The organism is Staphylococcus devriesei (assembly GCF_002902625.1).
GTDB classification, from domain to species: domain Bacteria; phylum Bacillota; class Bacilli; order Staphylococcales; family Staphylococcaceae; genus Staphylococcus; species Staphylococcus devriesei.
On the sequence record NZ_PPRG01000043.1, the window covers coordinates 48652 to 69719 of the forward strand.

The window sequence follows — 21068 nt, forward strand, 5'->3', positions numbered from 1 at the left end:
CATAACAATCCTTAAACGCTTTTTCAATTAAAAATCGAACTTTATCTATATTTTTTGTTCTAATTTACGTCTTTTGATAAATAATTGACGCATTGAAAGGTTTAAAGTTAAGCTATAGTTATGATTAAACAAACAAGGAGGAATTTTTTGTGGTTGCAAAAATTTTAGATGGGAAACAAATTTCTAAGGACTATAGACAAGGATTGCAAGATCAAGTTGAGTCTTTAAAAGAAAAAGGGTATAAACCTAAATTATCAGTTATTTTAGTTGGTAACGACGGCGCTAGCCAAAGTTACGTTAATTCTAAAAAGAAAGCTGCTGAAAAAATCGGTATGATTTCTGAAATTGTTCATTTAGACGAAGATACTTCAGAAGAAGATGTACTTAAAGAATTAGAACGTTTAAACAATGACGATTCAGTAAGCGGTATTTTAGTTCAAGTACCACTTCCTAAACAAGTAAGTGAACAAAAAATCTTAGAAGCTATCAATCCTGAAAAAGATGTCGATGGTTTCCATCCTTCAAATATTGGTAAATTATATATCGATGAACAAACTTTTGTTCCATGTACACCATTAGGCATCATGGAAATCTTAAAACATGCTGATATCGATTTAGAAGGGAAAAATGCTGTAGTTATCGGACGTAGTCATATTGTCGGTCAACCAGTATCTAAATTGTTATTACAAGCAAATGCTACAGTTACAATTTTACACTCACGTACTAAAGATATGCACAGTCATTTAAAAGATGCTGACGTTATCGTAAGCGCAGTAGGACAACCTGGTCTTGTAACTAAAGACGATGTTAAAGAAGGCGCGGTTATTGTAGACGTTGGTAATACTCCAGATGAAAATGGTAAATTAAAAGGCGATGTTGAATACGAAGAGGTAAAAGAAGTTGCGGGTGCTATTACACCAGTTCCAGGCGGCGTTGGTCCATTAACTATTACAATGGTTTTAAACAATACGTTATTAGCTGAAAAAATGCGTCGTGGAATCGAATAATTGATTAATTATCAATAATAATTAGAATTTTAGAATTTAAATTTATAAAGCTTCAATGATTACAAATGTGAAATCATTGAAGCTTTTTCTATAACATATAAATTAAAAATTATTTTATCGTGTAATAGGCTCATTAAACGTCCTATCTGCAAAGATTATTTATAATCTATTATTTTACACTGTTACACTTAATTTAGGTACAAATGTTTCATAATGAATATGACTTTGATCGATATCCATATCTTTAAGTACTTCGATAACTGATTGTAAGAATTTTGCTCCGCCACATACATATATTTCTGTATCATTTTTAATAAAGTCAGCAAGATATTCTTTAGTTAAATAGCCATTAGCCGCTCTATCATATAATTTATAATCAACTTTGTTAGATTTTTGGTTAATATCTTTCAAATAAGAAGTAAACGGCGTGTCATTCACATCTCCAGTTACTTGAATAAATTGTGCAGCGCTTCCTTTTTCTGTTGCTTGATTAAACATAGATATAAGCGGAGTAACGCCAATTCCGGCACCGATGAATAATTGTGGATGCTCAAGATTAGCCACAGCGAATGGACCAACTGGAGCTGATAAGTTAATATCATCACCCTCATTTAACTCATCATGTAGGATAGTAGATACTTCTCCTTCATGATCCGTTGTTACATCTCTTTTAACTGCAAATGTTAGGTGTGTAGTGTCCCCACTTACGATTGAATAGTGTCTTTTAGCACGATATGGCATTTTCTCACTACTAACGTCTACAGTAATATATTCCCCAGGTGTAAATTGACTTAAATCATATTTATCTGAAATAACGGTAAATGCTTTAATATTTGAAGATAATTTTTCAATTTTTTCAATTTTAAAAGGTTGGAAACCATCCCAAAGCATATTGCTATAAATGTCTTTTTCTACTTGGATAAATACATCAGCAATTTCTTGATATGCTTTTTTCCAAGTTTGGATTATTGGATGATCGTCTTCTAAACCTACTACAGCTTTAATTGCTTCAATTAAATTTTCCCCCACTATGTCATAACCTGCAGGTGGTACTTGTAATGCACAGTGTTTATAAGCAATTTCTTTAACTACTGGTAGTATATTACCAAGATTGTCAATGTTCACTGCTGCCGCTAAAACACTTTGAGCTAAAGCAGTTGATTGAAATCCTTTTTGTTGGTTTGTTTGGTTAAACATATTTTTCAACTCAGGATGTTGTTGAAACATTCTTTTATAAAAATAAGACGTTATTTCAGTCCCTTTTTCTTGTAATACTGGCACCGTTTCTTTAATAATGCCTTTTTCTTGTTCATTTAACACTTGAACCACTCCCGTTAGTTATAAATTTCAAATTAACTATTATTTCATTATAATCTCTCTTAAAAAAACTAGATATATTTTGTAAAAAAATTCACAGAAAGTTCAATTTACATAATCTTAATATATATTTTACTTTATATTATTTAAATTTCTGAAATTATGCGATATATTAGGACTATAGTATGATGTATTAATTCAAAGATTAACGTATAGTTTAATTAAATGATTCAATGATTTAAATTTTCGGAGGTTAACGTAATGAATAAACTAATACAGTCTCTTTCAGCGCTCGGAGTCTCCGCAACTCTTGTTACCCCTAATCTAAGTGCAGAAGCTACATCTAACCACACTCCTGAACTTAAAGGTGTAAATGATATTGTGATAGAAAAAGGTCAAAAATACAATTTATTAAATGGAATTAGTGCATATGATAAAGAAGATGGCGATTTAACTCATAAAATTACTATAGACGGTCATGTCGACACATCTAAAGTTGGTAAATATAAAGTTAAATATAATGTCATTGATTCAGATGGTGCTAAAGAAACTTCTACTCGATATATAGAAGTCAAATAAATAAAATGTTTAAAAGACGAGATAATAATTATCTTGTCTTTTTTGCATTTAAAACCCTTGAAAACAGTGAAAATGATAACGCTTCTCAACTATATGCTTATTACCTTTAATTTTGTCATTTTTCACAAAATAGACACATAATCTTAACAAATCTTACACTCCCCGTCATTCCTATTGTTATTAGTTTTTTCCTATTTATTAATATAATTTTTTTTCGATAAGTACTTGTAAATATTGCGTAATAAACTAAAATTAGTGGTAAGCCCTACATTTGTAGTATTAGGAGGTCAAAAAAGTGTCAAAATTCAAGTCTTTGCTTCTAATGTTCGGTACGCTAATTTTACTTAGTGGCTGTTCAAACGTAGAAGTATTCAATGCAAAAGGGCCAGTAGCAAGCAGTCAGAAGTTCTTGATTATCTATTCAATCATCTTCATGCTTGTTATTGTTGCTGTTGTACTTACTATGTTCGCAGTTTTTATTTTTAAATATAGCTATAATAAAAATAGCGAATCTGGTAAGATGCACCACAATTCTTTAATAGAAACTATTTGGTTTGTGGTACCTATCATCATCGTAATCGCTTTAGCTATTCCAACAGTTAAAACGTTATACGATTATGAGAAACCACCTGAAAGTAAAGAAGATCCACTAGTTGTCTATGCAGTAAGTGCTGGATACAAATGGTTCTTTGCTTATCCAGATGAAAAAATTGAAACAGTTAATACTTTAACTATTCCAAAAAATCGTCCAGTTGTATTTAAATTACAATCTATGGATACGATGACAAGTTTCTGGATTCCACAATTAGGTGGTCAAAAATATGCCATGACTGGCATGACAATGAATTGGACATTACAAGCCAATGAAACAGGTACTTTCAGAGGACGTAACTCTAACTTTAACGGTGAAGGTTTTGCTCGCCAAACATTTAAAGTTAACTCTGTAAGTGACAGTGATTTCAAATCTTGGGTTAAAGATGCTGAAAGTAAAAAAACTATTAGCCAAGACGAGTTTGATAAACAACTCTTACCAAGTACACCAAATAAAGAATTAACATTTAGTGGTACACACATGGCATTCGTTGACCCTGCAGCTGATCCAGAGTATATCTTCTACGCTTACAAACGTTATAATTATGTTCAAAAAGATCCTAACTTTGTAGCTGAAAAAGATTTATACAAAGATGTTACTGATAAACCTCAGAAACCAGCTCGTAAGGTTCACATTACTAACGCTAACTACGAGCGTCACGGTATGAAGCCAATGATTTTAGGCAACAACGACCCTTATAACAGTGAATTCAAGAAAGAAGAAAAACACAATTCTGAGGAAATGCAAAAAATCAGTAAAGAAGCAAAAGACGAAAATGCGTCTAAGCTTCAAAGCAAAGCAAATAATGATCATGGAGGTGGACATTAATGAATTTTCCATGGGATCAATTGCTCGTTAAGGGTAACTGGATGATAACAGCATCTCAAATTGCTGCTCCATTCTTAGTTATCGGACTTATCGCAGTAATTTCTTATTTCAAATTATGGAAATATCTTTATAAAGAATGGTTCACATCCGTAGACCATAAAAAAATCGGTTTAATGTACTTAATTTGTGCGGTACTAATGTTTGTTCGTGGTGGTATCGATGCATTAATGCTTCGTACTCAATTATCTATTCCAGATAATACATTCTTAGAAGCAAACCACTACAACGAAGTATTTAGTACACATGGCGTTATCATGATTATCTTTATGGCTATGCCTTTCGTTTTTGGTTTGTGGAACGTAGTTGTTCCATTACAAATTGGGGCTCGAGATGTGGCATTCCCAGTAATGAATAACATTAGCTTCTGGTTATTCTTTGTTGGTATGGTTTTATTCAACCTATCATTCATCGTTGGTGGATCACCAGCAGCTGGTTGGACAAACTATGCACCATTAGCTGGTGAATTCAGTCCTGGACCAGGAGTTAACTATTACTTAGTCGCAATTCAGATTTCCGGTATTGGTACCTTAATGACTGGTATCAACTTCTTTGTAACAATACTTAGATGTAAAACGCCGACAATGAAATTTATGCAAATGCCAATGTTTACTGTAACAACATTTATTACTACTTTAATTGTAATTCTTGCATTCCCAGTATTCACAGTTGTTCTTGCATTAATGACAGCTGATAGAGTATTCGGTACTCATTTCTTTACAGTAGCAGACGGTGGTATGCCAATGCTATGGGCAAACTTCTTCTGGGTATGGGGGCACCCTGAAGTATATATCGTTATCTTGCCTGCATTTGGTATTTATTCAGAAATTATTCCAACATTTGCTCGTAAACGTCTATTCGGACACCAAAGTATGGTATGGGCAACTGCTGGTATCGCATTCTTAAGTTTCTTAGTTTGGGTTCACCATTTCTTCACAATGGGTAATGGTGCATTAATTAACTCATTCTTCTCTATCTCAACAATGTTAATCGGTGTACCTACCGGAGTTAAATTATTTAACTGGTTATTAACATTGTACAAAGGACGTATTACTTTCGAGTCACCTATGCTATTCTCATTAGCCTTTATCCCTAACTTCCTATTAGGTGGGGTTACAGGTGTAATGTTAGCGATGGCATCAGCTGACTACCAATATCACAACACTTATTTCTTAGTAGCTCACTTCCACTATACATTGGTTACTGGTGTAGTATTTGCCTGTCTAGCAGGTTTAATCTTCTGGTATCCTAAGATGATGGGTTATAAATTAAATGAAAAATTAAACGCTTGGGCTTTCTGGTTATTCATGATTGGATTTAACGTATGTTTCTTACCACAATTCGTTCTTGGATTAGACGGTATGCCTCGTCGTTTATACACTTACATGCCATCAGACGGTTGGTGGTTACTAAACGTTATTTCAACTATTGGTGCATTATTAATGGGACTTGGCTTCCTATTCTTAGTAGCAAGCATTGTTTACAGTCATATCAAAGCTCCACGTGAAGCTACTGGAGATAACTGGGATGGCTTAGGACGTACTTTAGAGTGGTCAACTGCTTCAGCAATTCCACCTAAATACAACTTCGCTATTTCACCAGATTGGAATGACTACGACACATTTGTTGATATGAAAGAACATGGTCGTCACTTCTTAGATAACCACAATTACAAAGACATTCATATGCCTAACAATACACATACTGGTGTCTTCATGGGTATATTCATGTTACTTGGTGGTTTCTTCTTAATCTTTGAATCAATTATTCCATTCTTAGTTTGCCTAGCCGGCATCTTTGGATCATTAATCTATCAAAGTTTCGTTCAAGATCATGGTTATCATATCCCTGCTTCTGAAGTTGCAGAAAATGAAGCTCGTTTAAGAGAAGCTCGTATTAAAGAAAGGGAGGCTGTAAGTCATGAGTCATGATACAAATACTATTGATTCACGTACGCATGAAGGTCAATTAAACAAACTTGGCTTTTGGATTTTCCTTACAGCCGAATTTGCATTATTTGGTACCCTGTTCGCAACGTTATTAACGTTGCAACATGGTGGCGATTACTCAGGCAAAATGACTACAGAATTATTCGAGTTACCACTTGTTTTAATTATGACATTTGCCTTATTAATTAGTTCTTACACATGTGGTATTGCAATTTATTACATGCGTAAAGAAAAGCAAAATTTAATGATGATTTGGATGATTCTTACAGTTCTTTTAGGTTTAGTGTTCGTAGGATTCGAAATTTATGAATTCGCACACTATGCTTCTGAAGGTGTAACACCTAAAATTGGATCATATTGGTCTAGTTTCTTCATCCTATTAGGTACTCACGGTGCCCACGTATCATTAGGTATTGTATGGATTATTTGTTTATTAATCCAAGTTGCTACACGTGGATTAAATAAATTTAATGCTCCAAAATTATTCATTGTTAGCTTATACTGGCACTTCTTAGATGTTGTTTGGATCTTCATCTTTACTGCCGTATATATGATAGGGATGGTGTATAGCGGATGAATACAATCGTAAAACATACAGTTGGCTTTATTGCCTCAATCGTCTTGACGCTATTAGCAGTTTTCGTAACTCTATATACAAACATGACATTCCAAGCTAAAACAACAATTATTTTTGGTTTTGCATTCATTCAAGCTGCAGTTCAATTATTAATGTTCATGCACTTAACTGAAGGTAAAGATGGTCGCTTACAATCATTCAAAGTTATTTTCGCGATTATCATCACTTTAATAACTGTTATCGGTACTTATTGGGTTATGCAAGGTGGACACTCTCACCACTTATAATTCAATAAAGACCTTAATTAAAAAACCTGCATTGAAACTAATTTCAGTTTCATGCAGGTTTTTTATTTTATTCATTTTGCTATTATAATGATATAAACTATAATTTAATAAAGCTTTTACTCTTAAAGGAGGACATTACATGACTTTACCTATCATAATTGATACTGATCCTGGCATTGATGATGCAGCCGCGATTAGTGTGGCTCTCAACCACCCCTACTTTGATGTGCATATGATATCAACTGTTAATGGTAATGTTGATATTGATAAAACCACAGCAAATGCATTGAAATTAAAGGCTTTCTTTAATAGCGAAGTCCCTGTGCATAAAGGCGCCTCTAAGCCATTACTTTCTCCTATAAGAGAAGCTAGCCATGTGCATGGAGAAAGTGGTATGGATGGTTATGACTTCCCCTCTATTTCTACTGACAATTTATCTTCCATCCATGCTATAGAAGCCATGCGTAATACCTTGATAAATGCTAAAAAACCTATAACTTTAATTGCTTTAGGTCCGTTAACTAATATCGCTCTACTATTAAACACCTATCCTGAAACGAAGCAGTATATTAAAGAAATTATTTTAATGGGTGGCAGTACAGGTCGTGGAAATGTTACTCCACTTGCAGAATTTAACTTTTATTGCGATCCCGAAGCAGCTCATATTATATTTACCTCTGGGCTATCTATTACGATGATTGGCTTAGATTTAGCGCGTTAATCATTATTAACCCATGATTTTCTAGCAACTTTTGAAAATCTGAATACCACAAGCGCAATGTTATTTAAAATTTTCCAACATTATCGGGAAGAAGATTTTGACAAGGGGCTAAAATTATATGATGTGTTTACAATGCTATATCTTTTAGAGCCTAATAGTTATGAAACCAAAGAAGCTGAAGTTCAAATTGAATTACAAGATAGCTTAACACGTGGTGCTTCGGTAGTTGATTTCAAGTCTACCTCACCAAACTGTAATGTAGTGATGGCTAGTTTAAACGATAACTATAACAATATATTTTTAGAATCATTAAGTGAACGTTAACTAAATTAATCTATTAAATAAAGTCGAGATTTGAACATGTAAGTATACGCTCTGTAAAAGCTAATAAATATGTCCCAATCTCGACTTTTAATTTAATAATTGATATATGCGTGTTGACCAAGCAAGTGATGATAAATATACGAAATGACTTTTTCATTTGAACTTTTAGCCTTATCGACTTTGTTTGATGCCACTACTACGATGTATTGTTGATTAAAATATACAGTAAAAGATTGGCCAAAAAATACTCCGTTAATACGATCATATTGTGGTGTAACGTAAAATCCATAACGATAAGCTTCTGGATAAGTGGTATTTCCAAACACTTGAAGCAATGGTGTGGTAATAGTTTTATTAAAAATATTGTTATGTTGCAAATGATTTATTAATTTCGCCATATCATGTGTAGTCATGTATAAATTTCCAGCCCCATAATATTGATCTAAAACATTAGGTTTTGTTTGCTTAATTTTGTTTTTGATTACTTTATATCCTGTAGCCATATTATGTTTATAAGCTTTTTCATTAAAGAAGGCACTATGTTCTAATTTATAAGGCTGTCCAATTCGTTCATAATAGTTTTGCGTATAAGACTTATGTGTCACTACTTCAATAACTTGAGCAAGTACAAGATAATTAGCATCATTATAAAAGTGTTTATGATAGTATTGTTCATTAATACCTTTGTATTGAATATCGTGGACTGCCCCATTTAGGCTTTTAGTTTTAGGAGAAGCCTTGAATTTATATAACCCGCTTCTATGCAACATTAAATCTTTTAGCGTTATTGGTTCAGATGTTTTAAACCACGGTATGTATTTAGTAACATCGTCATTAATGTTAACCTTATGTTCAATTTCAAGTTTCTTCAATATAAGTCCAGTCGCAAATTTTTGTGCCGAGCCAATTAGATACATAGTATTTGGAGTATTTTTTTACCAGTCTTTATATTTTGGTAGCCCCACCCTTTATCTAACATTAACTGACCATTTTTAAAAATAGTTACTGAACCATTAAATTGAATATTCTTTAAATAAGTATCGACATTTTTGATATTGATATCATTAGCTTTAACCTCTCTTAAATCACTAGGTTTATGGTTAGATTTATTTCGCTTTTCAAGATAGGTTTTATTTATATTCGCTTTATCATATCCATTTATTCTATTCACATAATTAGTAACTTTAACGCCAACTAAAATAATTGATAATATAATTACAATTAACACTAGCACAAGTGCTAAAATTTTAGATTTACTTTTTTTCATGCGCTTCCTCTTAATTTACAATAGAAAGTTTATTGAGCTCTCTATTATTCTATCTACTCATAAATTTTATTCATCAAATATTGTATAATATATGATAAATGAATTCATCTTCTAAATATCATACTCTATTTTAAAAATAAAACATCATTCTTTAGTACGATAAAGGTAATATTTTTATTATTTTTAAAATATTTAAATACATAGTTAGTACTATTTTATTCTCTCCCCCTTTGTATTAGAATTAAAGTTGTGTATTTTAACAAAAAGTAATACAATTTAAGGCTATGAGAGTATAGTACTTTCGAATTGTAATTATGAGTTAACTACAATAATTAATAGATACTACACATTACGACAAAATCGATTATGATATTTTAAAATAGACGCATTTGAACCCTAAACGTTTATATTCAAATTCTAAACATTTTAATTCAAACTCTATTTAAATTTCACAGTCTAATCAATATTTTAAATATAGGAGCACAAGCTATGAACCGTTTTTTAAAGTACTTTATGATGTTATTAACGCTAGTTCTTATAGTGATTCCTGTAATTTTTATCATCAATTTATACCATACTTCTGAAAATGCGATGCAAGCATCATATGATAAATCTGATGCAAAGCGTCAATCTAATATCAGAGAAGGTAAAGTTGACCCTTCTAAAGATGCAGTGTCGATTTTATTTTTAGGAATTGATGACAATGAAGGCCGTCGTGAGAATGGCCAAACTACAGAACATTCAAGAACTGATTCAATGATTCTTTCTACATTTAGCCCGGAAAAACGTCAAATACGATTGTTAAGTATTCCTCGAGATACAATTAGCTATATTCCAAAGGTTGGCTATTACGACAAGATTACTCATGCTCATGCATATGGTGGTCCTACTGCAGCTATGGACTCGGTAGAAGCTACACTTAATATGCCAGTAGATTATTATGTGCGCGTTAATATGGAAGCATTTGTTAAAGCCGTAGATGAACTTGGTGGTATTTATTATGATGTACCTTATAACTTAAATGAACCTAATACAGATGACAGCGGAAGAATTAAGATTAAGAAAGGTTATCAAAAATTAAATGGAGATGAAGCATTAGCAGTAGCAAGAACACGTCACCATGACTCTGATCTTAAACGTGGTGAACGCCAAATGGACTTAATTAAACTCCTTTTCAAAAAAGCAAAAAGCTTAGATTCATATAATAAGTTAGATAATCTAGTAGAAATTGTAGGCGACAACGCCAAACATAACTTAAGCACTGATGACATTAAGTCATTAGCGTCAATGTATTTATCAGATGATATAGAATTTAAAACTTCTCAGCTTAAAGGTAAAAATGATTATTTAAATGAAATTTATTACTATAATCCTAGTGTAAGCAGTATTATGAAATATTCAAATATATTGCGTTCTGATTTAGGACTATCTAAAATAAAGGATAAGAATGAATATCTAGATCATCGAGTGATTAAACATTACGGTTCATTAGTACCGTTAACACCACTTGATCAATCACTTTTAAAACATAATCAAAATGATTCTTCAGCTAGTACAGATGAAAATGACGAGTCTAATGATGAAAATGTTTCAAACTCTAACGATGCGAATACCACATCTGAAAATCAGACTAATCAAAATGATACAGGGAATACTAATACAGAACAGTATCAAAATAGTCAATATAATAATAACGCAGACTTTAACAATTCAAGTATGATAAATAATCAATATTAATCTAACCAGTTATACTAAGCGAAAGGAGCACGTTCAATGTCACGTAAAACATATGAAAAAGCTGCTAACATTAATGGGATGTTCAACGTTTTAGAGCAACAAATCATTCATAGCCAAGACATGGCGTTATTTAGAAATGAGTTCTTTTATGTTAACCATGAACATCGTGAGAATTATGAAGCATTATTAGTATATTATGGTGAAAATGCCAATAATCCAGTTGTAAGTGGCGCATGCTATATTGTGGCACTACCAGAAATTTTTAATAAAGTCGATGTCTTTGAATCAGATTTACCTTTCTCTTGGGTTTACGATGAAAATGGTATTACTGAGACAATGCAAAGTATTAGTGTTCCACTACAATATTTAATTGCTGCTGCACTAGAGGTTACGGATGTTAATTTATTCAGACCATCTGGATTTACTATGGGGATGAATAATTGGAATATAGCGCAACTCAGAATTTTTTGGCAGTATTGCGCAATTGTAAGACAAGAAGCCTTATAATTTTAAGAACGAAATAAATAATTAATTTAAATTCAAGTAATTTTGCTCTATGAGAAAATTGGCATTATTGTCTTGAACTAAAATGAAAATGATAATTTCTATTGAAACAATATAGAAATTATCATTTTTTTATTATTCTAAGTATTCTCCCCATAATGGCATAGTGTTGGCAATAATCTTGAAAGGAATAGGGTTTAGATTAGTAGCAGTTGAATAATTGAAGATACATCCAATTTGTACTTTTTTATTTCTAGTCAACTTTGTTGGGGATAAGACAACGGATGTTAAAAATTGTATTAGAATTATATCGCTACTCCTTTTATTAGATTATAATATTAAGAAAATTATAATTTCATATTTTTATTAAAGTGATGTGTTTTAAAGTTTAAAAGTACTAAGGAGGAATAATAAATGTTTGAAATAGTTAAAAATAAAGATATGCTATCAGAAAGTTTTAAGATACGAGAAGAAGTATTTGTGAAAGAACAAGGTGTACCACTTGAAAATGAGCTTGATTCTTATGAAGAAGATTCAACTCATATTATTGGCTATGATAACCATTATAATCCTTTCGCATGCGCACGCTTTCGTCCTTATGAAGATGGAGCAAAAGTCGAACGCGTAGCTATATTAAAAACATATAGACAAAATGGTTATGGCCAATCACTTATGATAGAAATTGAAAAATTTGCTAAAGATAAAGGCTACCATAAATTGATTTTAAATGCGCAAGTGCAAGCACAAGGTTTTTATGCTAAGTTAGGTTATGCCCCTACTGGCGAGATTTTTTTAGAAGAAAATATAAAGCATATCAAAATGTTTAAAGCTATTTAAATCACAAATATATTCTTTTTACATAATCTTTTTGTAATTTAACACTCTGTCTTTGGAGTGAAATCTTTAGTAATTTAAATATATGGTCCAACTTTATTAAATATATAAATACTTTATACTTTAACAACTTTAGTATATGTGTAATTTGTTTAATTTTAGTAAGAAAAATTAAAGTTAGTTTACAATACAGTTAAATTAAGTACTCATTCCGTAATAACCTTTATAATAGAATTGTAATAATATTAGCGAGGAGTAACAATATGACTAAAAAATTCAATTTAAAATTGCCTTCGATGATTGCACTAACATTATTTGGTGCTGCTTTCACTACTCATCAAGCAAATGCAGCAGAAAATAACCAAAACTCTAGCAATTCAACGAACATTATCGACAATCAAGAAAACATAAAAACTGCTGAACAAGCGAAAAAAGAAGTAAGTAACTCAGCTCAAAATGTTTCTGGCGTCCAAACGTACCAACACCCTTCAGAAGTTAAAGTAGATGTTGCTTCAAATACAAAATCATATGATGCTAAGCTAGATGATTTAAATAATTCAAATAGCATTACCTCTTCACATGAAACACCTGAGGCAACTGCTAATTCAAACGCTAATAATTCAAATGATAATCATGTAATAGACAATAATCAAACTACTGCATCTAATGAATCGACGTTAAATACGAATGATAAGAGTAGCCAAACTACTAATCAATTAGAAAGTACTTCTACTCAAAACGAAGCTACAGTAAATAAAAATGATGTAGAAACTAATTCTACACAGTACAACGCTCAATCTGATAAAAAAGATAGCACTGAAGTTAGTGATAATAATGCTCAAGATAAAGCTAACTTAGACACTCAAGCGTCTGAAACTAACACTAATAAAGAGCAAGCATCTGTAGCGACTCCATCAGCGCAAAATGGAGAGAAAGCTCAGTCAAATATTCAATCATTCTCAGCTGAAAATGATAATTCTAAAGTGAATCAACAACAAACATCTCAAAGTAAAAATACAACAACGAACGCAACTTCAAAATCAAATGATAAACAAGCAACTGTAGCACAAAATAATGATGAAGATCGCGCATCTAATCAAGGTAAAGAAATTACAAATGCTACTACTTCAGTAGCGAAAAGTAATCATATTGCTCCTTCATCAAAAGATAATCGCACAGAAACAGTCACTACTACTAATAATAATAATGCAAAACCTGAGTCTAAAAATAACTCAATGACTAACGAAACAGCAAAAGCGCCAACGAATACTACAACTCATGCTAAGTCAAATGTAGATTCAAAACTAATTAACCATAATGCTAAAGTTGAAAAACAAGCACCAACAACCCGTGCAGCATCAACTTACGCAACACGCTCAACTGCTAGCTCTGCTAAACCTACAGGTCGCACTAGCTTTAGAGCTGTAGGTGGTAAAGGTGGCGGACCTAGTACATCAGTTCGCGCTGTTAGCCGTTATGCAACAACATCATCATTACCAAAATATAAACCACAGGTTAATTCATCTATTAACAACTATATTAGAGCTAATAAATTCCAAGCGCCAAGAATCGAAGAAGATTATTCGTCTTACTTCCCTAAATATGGTTACCGCAATGGTGTAGGTAAACCTGAAGGTATTGTAGTACATGATACTGCTAATGATAACTCGAATATTAACGGCGAGATTAGTTATATGAAGAATAATTATAACTCTGCCTTTGTACATGCTTTTGTAGATGGCAATCGTATTATTGAAACTGCCCCTACTGATTATTTATCTTGGGGTGCTGGTCCATATGCAAACAATCGTTTCATTAATGTAGAAATTGTGCATACTCACGATTATGCTTCATTTGCTAAATCAATGAACAACTATGCTGACTATGCAGCAACTCAATTACAATACTATAATTTAAAACCAAATAGTGCTGAAAATGACGGCCAAGGTACAGTATGGACACACTATGCTATTAGTAAGTACCTAGGCGGTACGGATCATTCGGACCCACATGCATACTTACAATCTCATAATTACAGCTATAACGAATTGTATGATTTAATTAATGAAAAATATTTAATTAAAACTGGTCAAGTAGCTCCATGGGGCGCTACATCTACTAGCGGTGCTTCAACTAGTGGTAAAGGCTCAGGTAGTAATAGTGGAAGCACAAATACGACTACTAACTCTAAATTATCGGTTAAATCTAATAGCGGTTTAGCTCAAATCAAATCAAACAATAGCGGTGTTTACACTACTGTTTACGATAGCAAAGGACATTCAACAGACCAAGTCCATAACACGTTAGCTGTAACTAAATCAGCAACATTAGGTAAAGATAAATATTACTTAGTTTCTGATTACAATAGTGGTAAATTATATGGTTGGGTTAAACAAGGCGAAACGGTTTATAACACTGTTAAATCTCCTGTTAAATTGAATAAATCATATAATATTAAATCTGGTTCTACTTTATATACAGTGCCTTGGGGTAATTATAATCAAGTTGCTGGAACAGTTTCTAAATCTAATAAATCACCTTTCAAAGCAACTAAATCTCAACAAGTTGGTAAAGCAACATATTTATATGGTTCAGTAAATGGTACTAATGGTTGGGTAAGTCAAGCTTACTTATCAGATTTAACTAAAGCGGCGACTTCTACTCCTAAAGCAGAAAATACATTTAGTGTTGCTAATGTGAAAAATACTTTAGGTCAAGTATCTGCGAAAAATAAAGGTACGTATACAACTGTTTATGACAAAACAGCTAAACCAAACGCTTCTATTGGTGGCAAAACATATTCGATTTCTAAAAAAGCGACTTTAAATAATCAAGACTACTATTTAATCTCAGACTTTAATGGCGGCACATTACGTGGTTGGGTGCCTGCATCAGAAATAAAAGTACAGTCTACAACACCAACTAAGACTGATGTTACTTATTATAATGTTAAAGGTAACGCACATGTTTATGACACGCCATGGGGTAGTACTAAACAGGTAAAAGCATCAGTTCCATCAAACGGTAAACAATTAAAAGCTATCGATGAACTTAAAGTAGGTAATGAAACGTACCTTCACGGCGTTGTAAATAACGTATGGGGTTGGGTTAATTCAAATGACATTCAACAAACACCTAAAGTAAATACAAGAATTGCGACACGAGCTAAAGCGACTAATACACAACCAACAACACAGACAGTATCTAAAATTGCTCAAGTCAAACCAAATAATAGTGGTATTCGTGCAACTGTATACGATAAGGTTGGTAAACATGCGACTAAATATGCTAATAGAACTTACAAAGTTTCTAAAGAAAGAACTATTGGTGATAATACGTATGTCTTATTACAAAGCACATCTAAAAAAACACCTTTAGGTTGGTATAATGTCAAAGACTTAAACCTTCAAAACTCAAGTTCTGAACAAAAAACATCAGGTACTTATACTGTTAATCGTAAAAATAATGGTCTTTATTCAGTAGCTTGGGGTACTTCTCAACAACGTTTAGATAATAAAGACTTAGCTAATAAATCATTTAAAGTTTCAAAATCTGTAGTTATCGGTAATACAACATACTTATTCGGTACTGTAAACGGTAAAGCTGGTTGGATTGCTAAAAATGATTTAGTGGCAAATTCTGATGCCAACAATACTGAAGACTATCAATACGAGTTTATTATTGATAGTAACAATGGTTTTTACTACGATAGCCCTACTTCAGCTAAAGCAACGGCATTAAAAGCGTATAATGAACAAATTTTCCAAGTGACACAACGTAAAGTAATCAATGGTAAAACTTGGTATTACGGCAAACTAAGTAATGGTAAATATGTATGGATCAAAGATTCTGATCTTAAAAAACAATTAGTGAAGCAAGCTAAAACACATAGAACATTAGATCAAGCTACTGCAATTCAACAAAATGCATATGGCGCTTTACCACAAGTTCAGCGTAATGACCATAAATGGCATAATGCTACTTATAGCGAGATCAAAAATGCTATGGATCCTCAAAAAATCGCTAAAGATGATGCGTTAAAATATCAATTTTTACGTTTGGATCGTCCGCAAAATCTTCCGGTAGCACAAATTAATAAATTACTTAAAGGTAAAGGTATACTTGAAAATCAAGGACAAGCATTTAGTGAAGCTGCTGCAACTTCTGGTATTAATGAAGTGTACTTAATTGCACATGCTTTAATTGAAACTGGTAACGGTCAATCTCAATTAGCTAAAGGTGCTAATATTGTTAATAATATCGTTAATACTAAGTCTGCTACTAAATATCACAATGTATTTGGTATCGCAGCTTTCGATAGTAACCCATTAGCAAATGGAATTAGCTATGCTAAAAAAGCTGGTTGGAATTCAATTTCAAAAGCGATTATTGGTGGTGCTAAATTCATTGGCCAAGATTACATTAAAGCTGGTCAAAATACGCTTTATAAAATGCGTTGGAATCCAAGTAACCCTGGTACACATCAATATGCTACCGATATTAATTGGGCTAACAGTAATGCACAATATTTAAAACAACTCTATGATCAAATTAAAACTGTTGGTAAATACTTTGAAATCCCAAGTTTTACAAAATAAATTAATAGTTTGATTTTTAACAAAAGACCAGTCTGGTTCACTTATTAAGGAGGATCAGGCTGGCCTTTATTTATTTGGAACATAAATTACACTATAACTAAACTGATAATAAAACTTTTTTTATTTTCAAATCAAACTTAATAGACGCTATAAAATGCAAAAATACCCTATGAAATCGTAATAATTGTTTGATTTCATAGGGCTATCTTTTAAATATAAATATGGCGACTATTTAATTTGTCTAATAAATGATTTAAACTTTCAATTTCTTCTTGAGACAAGCATTGGCATCTAGCTTCTATTAATTCACATCTTGCAGTATTAATCTGTTTAATTAGAAGACGGGCTTTATCAGTGAGACAAAGTTCTTTACAGCGCAAATCCTCATGTGATTGTTGACTGGTAATGTAGCCTTTTTGGACTAATTTTTTAATCCATCGTGAAACAATAGATTGCTCCCTACTCATCTTCATTGTTAAATCATACTGTGATAGACGATCATAACTATAAAGTATTCTTAACATTTCTAATTGGTCATTAGTAATGTCAGTTCGTTGACCAAAGCGTCTATTGACTAAGCTTAAGTCGTTATTTGTTAGTGTGATAAGTTTTTCTAGTTGATTGTACATAGTTGTTCTACTCCACGTTTTTAGTTGATATTACTATTATACTATGAAATTTTCATATGTCATTTTTTGTCAAAAAATCGTCACAATTGTAATGAAAAGAGTATTAAGTGTTGATACACAAAGTATATTAGACATTAGCTAGGAGTCCTCTACTGCTTTTTAAAATACTCTGGGTTATCTTTATTTAATAACCAATTACCAGTATTTAAATAACTAGCGTAGACTGACCATAGAATATAAGGAATTTGTAATAGACCAGCAAGTCCTTTGGCTTTAAACATCGTTATAGCGTTAATAATTACAGAAATTAATAATACTACACTGTCAACAAGCGCCACGCCTCTTAACTTTTCTTTAAAATAAAGTAGTGACCACATATAATTAAATGCTAATTGTAAATAATGAGTCACAGTGACTACTCTTTGTTTGCCGCTATTTATAATACTTAATACAAATGAAACTCCCATTAATATATATAAAATAGGCCATACGATTGGAAAAATATAACCCGGTGGCGAAAATGGTGGCTTTTTAAATTGACGATAATCATTTTTAGTATCATTAGCAGTCAGTCGTCCAATAATGCTTCCACCAATCATAGGTAAAAGTAAATGAAAACAATATATTATGTATTTTTTCATAATGTAAACCTCCTATACTATTTTTTATTCTTCCCTTAAAGTTATTAATTTAATCCTATAAGAAAATTGATAACTATTAGTCAACAGATTACCCTAATTTGTTGCATTACTAAGTAGAGATGTACTAAGTTATATATTGTTAATATTTAACAAAGGAGACAATTGTATGACTATCAATAGTAAGCGGGATTATTTTTTTTGATAATGCGCGGGCAATACTTATATTTTTAGTCGTGTTTGGTCACATGATTCAACCCTATACGTCTGAAAGTAAGTATATATCAGCGCTTTATCTCGTTATTTATAGTTTCCATATGCCTACCTTCCTATTTATCTCGGGTTACTTTGCTAAACACTTAGATAAACCCCATTATTTAGAAAATATTGCTAAAAAATTAATCGCGCCTTATGCCATTTTTTACGCCTTTTTCTCAGTATATTATTTTATGACAGGAAAAAGTGATGCTATTCAAATGGATCCATTAAATCCAGTTTTTGCGCTATGGTTCTTATTAACGCTTTTCTCTTTCCATGTCATCTTAGTCATCATTCGTCGTTATAAACCTTATTATGTCTTACCAATTGCTGTTATCATTTCAGTTCTAGCTGGTTTTTCTGAAAATATTGACGGATACTTGAGTATTTCTCGTACTATTGTCTTCTTCCCTATTTTCTATCTAGGCTATTTAACGACGAGATCGCATACGCGTATTTTACGTAATAAAAAAATGAGTCTTATTTCATTGTTAATATTTGTGGCTTTCTTTATTGGCTATTACATTCACCCGATTAATTCAGACTGGTTACTAGGTAGTAGCCCATATACATCACTTAATCATAACAACGAAGATGTTTATAGCCCATTTAAACGTTTATTACTCTATGTGGTAATACTAACAGGAATGTTTGCCTTTCTTGCTTTAATGAGTAATCACAAACGTTTCTATACCTATATTGGTAATCGTACAATGTATGTCTATTTACTACACGGTCTCGTTATAGGTCTTGTAAGAGGACATGGTATTTATCCTTTTAAAGATACTATTTCAATACTAACGTATATATTTTTAATTATTATCTCTATTTTAATTGTTTATCTTCTATCGACTAATTTTGTATGTAAATGGACTAATCCGATTATTAATCTTAAGAAACCATCTGAGTTTAAATATTGAATTTTTAAATTTTCCACCAAAAGAGATACCAACTTATCTTAGACGAAAGTGTGTTATTATAAGAATATTCTAAAAATAAGTTTGGACTTGAGGTAAGTTATAAATCATTTATAACTATTTATATAAGAGGTTGCAAGTTAATAATGTTCTTATCTCAATATATTCAAGCTTAGGTATTGATTGAGGTGTATATATGAAATTATCTTTAAACTCTAATTCAAGATTTTTAAGGGCGCCAAGTATTCGGCAATTTTCAAATAAAATGAAGCATATTGAAGATTGTGTTAATTTAACTATCGGACAACCCGATTTTCCGATGCCTAATGTGGTTAAAAATGCTTATATTCATGCTATTCAAGAAAATAAAACAAGTTATTCTCATAATAAAGGATTGCCTGAAACACGCGAAGCTATCAGCCAGTATTTTAAAAATAAGTATGGTTTCTACTATAACGAAGAAGAAATTATTGTGACCAATGGCGCAAGTGAAGCACTAGACACATCGTTGCGCAGTATTATTGAGCCAGGCGATGAAATTTTAATTCCAGGACCTATCTACGCAGGCTACATTCCTTTGATTGAAACTTTAGGTGGCCATCCTGTTTATATAGATACCACAAATTCTAATTTCAAAGTAACGCCAGAGTTAATTGCTCACCATATTACAAATAAAACAAAAGCTATCTTACTTAACTACCCTACTAATCCTACAGGGGTCATTCTAGAACGTGAGGAAGTAGAGGCACTAGTTAACGAGTTAAAAAATAGAGAATTTTTTATCATTAGCGATGAAATTTATGCTGAAAATACTTTTAAAGGCCAACATACATCATTTGCAGAATATCAAGAAATACGTGACCAATTACTCTTAATTGGTGGCTTGAGTAAATCACATTCGGCTACAGGTATTCGCATTGGTTTCCTCATCGGTCCAGAATATTTAATTGAAAAATTAACATTCATGCACGCCTATAATTGTATTTGTGCTAATGTCCCTGCACAAATCGCTTGTATTACTGCTTTAACTGAGGGTGTAAATGCACCACAATATATGAATGAAGCTTATATTGAACGTCGCAATTATTTAAAAAATAAATTATTAGAATTAGGTTTTGAATTAGATGCTCAACCTGAAGGTGCTTTTTATATTTTTCCAAGTATTAAAAAATATACTGAAGAAGATTATGCCTTTTGCGTTAAACTCCTTGAAGAAGCTCATGTGGCCATCGTGCCGGGCTCTTCGTTTACGGATATTGGTAAAGGTTATGTACGTATTTCCTATGCCTATGAAATAGATGTTCTAAAAGAAGGTATGCGTCGTTTAGAACAATTTTTAAAAGAAAATTATCATTTATAAAATATAAGAAAAAAGACACTTGAAAGAAAGTATATGTCTCACTCTTTAGTGATTAATACCTTTAGTTCAAGTGTCTTTATTTATATTA

13 protein-coding genes and 4 pseudogenes are annotated in these 21068 nt (G+C 32.0%); 13 read left to right on the forward strand and 4 right to left on the reverse strand.

The genetic code is table 11. From position 1 onward, the window contains the following. Positions 1–149: 149 nt before the first annotated feature. Positions 150–1007, forward strand: coding sequence for a bifunctional methylenetetrahydrofolate dehydrogenase/methenyltetrahydrofolate cyclohydrolase FolD (gene folD, locus CD147_RS07295; protein WP_103166762.1), 858 nt, complete (start codon positions 150–152; stop codon positions 1005–1007). A 174-nt stretch (positions 1008–1181) separates the two neighbouring features. Here folD and CD147_RS07300 read toward each other — a convergent pair whose 3' ends face one another. Then, positions 1182–2327 carry a globin domain-containing protein gene (locus CD147_RS07300; protein WP_103166763.1) on the reverse strand — a complete coding sequence of 382 codons (1146 nt, stop codon included), beginning with the start codon at positions 2325–2327 and terminating at the stop codon, positions 1182–1184. Between the two features lie 258 nt (positions 2328–2585). On the opposite strand from CD147_RS07300, the gene CD147_RS07305 reads away from it, so the two are divergent. From CD147_RS07305 to rihC, 6 genes and pseudogenes are all read left to right on the forward strand, one after another. Then, the gene (locus CD147_RS07305) at positions 2586–2903 is read left to right on the forward strand and encodes a DUF5011 domain-containing protein (protein WP_103166764.1); all 318 of its coding nucleotides are present in this window, start codon (positions 2586–2588) and stop codon (positions 2901–2903) included. A gap of 295 nt (positions 2904–3198) precedes the next feature. After that, positions 3199–4323: a cytochrome aa3 quinol oxidase subunit II gene (gene qoxA / locus CD147_RS07310; protein WP_103166765.1), complete on the forward strand. Its 1125-nt coding sequence runs from the start codon at positions 3199–3201 to the stop codon at positions 4321–4323. Beyond that, on the forward strand, positions 4323–6311 hold the full coding sequence (qoxB, locus tag CD147_RS07315) for a cytochrome aa3 quinol oxidase subunit I (RefSeq protein ID WP_103166766.1): 1989 nt from the start codon (positions 4323–4325) through the stop codon (positions 6309–6311). Before qoxA ends, qoxB begins: the two co-directional genes overlap by 1 nt. Next, positions 6301–6906 (forward strand): cytochrome aa3 quinol oxidase subunit III, encoded by a 606-nt coding sequence (gene qoxC, locus CD147_RS07320; RefSeq protein ID WP_103166767.1) that lies wholly within the window; start codon positions 6301–6303, stop codon positions 6904–6906. The genes qoxB and qoxC overlap by 11 nt, the downstream gene beginning before the upstream one ends. Continuing rightward, the gene (gene qoxD, locus CD147_RS07325) at positions 6903–7193 is read left to right on the forward strand and encodes a cytochrome aa3 quinol oxidase subunit IV (protein WP_103166768.1); all 291 of its coding nucleotides are present in this window, start codon (positions 6903–6905) and stop codon (positions 7191–7193) included. The genes qoxC and qoxD overlap by 4 nt, the downstream gene beginning before the upstream one ends. A gap of 139 nt (positions 7194–7332) precedes the next feature. Next, a pseudogene (gene rihC / locus CD147_RS07330) lies at positions 7333–8238 on the forward strand (ribonucleoside hydrolase RihC). A gap of 92 nt (positions 8239–8330) precedes the next feature. On the opposite strand, the pseudogene CD147_RS07335 reads toward rihC, so the two are convergent. Next, a pseudogene (locus CD147_RS07335) lies at positions 8331–9505 on the reverse strand (serine hydrolase domain-containing protein). 489 nt (positions 9506–9994) lie between these two features. Here CD147_RS07335 and CD147_RS07340 point away from each other — a divergent pair. The 4 genes and pseudogenes from CD147_RS07340 to CD147_RS12630 all read left to right on the forward strand — a co-directional run. After that, on the forward strand, positions 9995–11242 hold the full coding sequence (locus CD147_RS07340) for an LCP family protein (RefSeq protein WP_103166769.1): 1248 nt from the start codon (positions 9995–9997) through the stop codon (positions 11240–11242). Positions 11243–11278: 36 nt separating this feature from the next. Next, positions 11279–11749: a DUF2538 family protein gene (locus CD147_RS07345; RefSeq protein ID WP_103166770.1), complete on the forward strand. Its 471-nt coding sequence runs from the start codon at positions 11279–11281 to the stop codon at positions 11747–11749. Between the two features lie 411 nt (positions 11750–12160). Next, positions 12161–12583: a GNAT family N-acetyltransferase gene (locus CD147_RS07350; RefSeq protein WP_103166771.1), complete on the forward strand. Its 423-nt coding sequence runs from the start codon at positions 12161–12163 to the stop codon at positions 12581–12583. 1484 nt (positions 12584–14067) lie between these two features. Continuing rightward, positions 14068–17178, forward strand: a pseudogene (locus tag CD147_RS12630) (GW dipeptide domain-containing protein); the annotation flags it as partial. 209 nt (positions 17179–17387) lie between these two features. Here CD147_RS12630 and CD147_RS07360 read toward each other — a convergent pair. Together CD147_RS07360 and CD147_RS07365 are read right to left on the reverse strand one after the other, a co-directional pair. After that, positions 17388–17807 carry a MarR family transcriptional regulator gene (locus CD147_RS07360; protein WP_103166773.1) on the reverse strand — a complete coding sequence of 140 codons (420 nt, stop codon included), beginning with the start codon at positions 17805–17807 and terminating at the stop codon, positions 17388–17390. A 149-nt stretch (positions 17808–17956) separates the two neighbouring features. Then, positions 17957–18448: a TspO/MBR family protein gene (locus CD147_RS07365; RefSeq protein WP_103166774.1), complete on the reverse strand. Its 492-nt coding sequence runs from the start codon at positions 18446–18448 to the stop codon at positions 17957–17959. A 166-nt stretch (positions 18449–18614) separates the two neighbouring features. Between CD147_RS07365 and CD147_RS07370 the strand changes: the two are divergent. Continuing rightward, positions 18615–19623: pseudogene (locus CD147_RS07370) on the forward strand (acyltransferase family protein). Between the two features lie 193 nt (positions 19624–19816). After that, the gene (locus CD147_RS07375) at positions 19817–20980 is read left to right on the forward strand and encodes an aminotransferase class I/II-fold pyridoxal phosphate-dependent enzyme (protein ID WP_103166776.1); all 1164 of its coding nucleotides are present in this window, start codon (positions 19817–19819) and stop codon (positions 20978–20980) included. Positions 20981–21068: the final 88 nt, after the last annotated feature.

Coding starts and splice junctions, on each gene's coding strand:
- CD147_RS07305 (WP_103166764.1), top strand. CDS start 2,586: ATGAATAAACTAATACAGTCTCTTTCAGCGCTCGGAGTCTCCGCAACT.
- CD147_RS07340 (WP_103166769.1), top strand. CDS start 9,995: ATGAACCGTTTTTTAAAGTACTTTATGATGTTATTAACGCTAGTTCTT.
- CD147_RS07375 (WP_103166776.1), top strand. CDS start 19,817: ATGAAATTATCTTTAAACTCTAATTCAAGATTTTTAAGGGCGCCAAGT.
- CD147_RS07365 (WP_103166774.1), bottom strand. CDS start 18,448: ATGAAAAAATACATAATATATTGTTTTCATTTACTTTTACCTATGATT.
- CD147_RS07345 (WP_103166770.1), top strand. CDS start 11,279: ATGTCACGTAAAACATATGAAAAAGCTGCTAACATTAATGGGATGTTC.
- qoxB (WP_103166766.1), top strand. CDS start 4,323: ATGAATTTTCCATGGGATCAATTGCTCGTTAAGGGTAACTGGATGATA.
- qoxD (WP_103166768.1), top strand. CDS start 6,903: ATGAATACAATCGTAAAACATACAGTTGGCTTTATTGCCTCAATCGTC.
- qoxC (WP_103166767.1), top strand. CDS start 6,301: ATGAGTCATGATACAAATACTATTGATTCACGTACGCATGAAGGTCAA.
- CD147_RS07360 (WP_103166773.1), bottom strand. CDS start 17,807: ATGTACAATCAACTAGAAAAACTTATCACACTAACAAATAACGACTTA.
- CD147_RS07350 (WP_103166771.1), top strand. CDS start 12,161: ATGTTTGAAATAGTTAAAAATAAAGATATGCTATCAGAAAGTTTTAAG.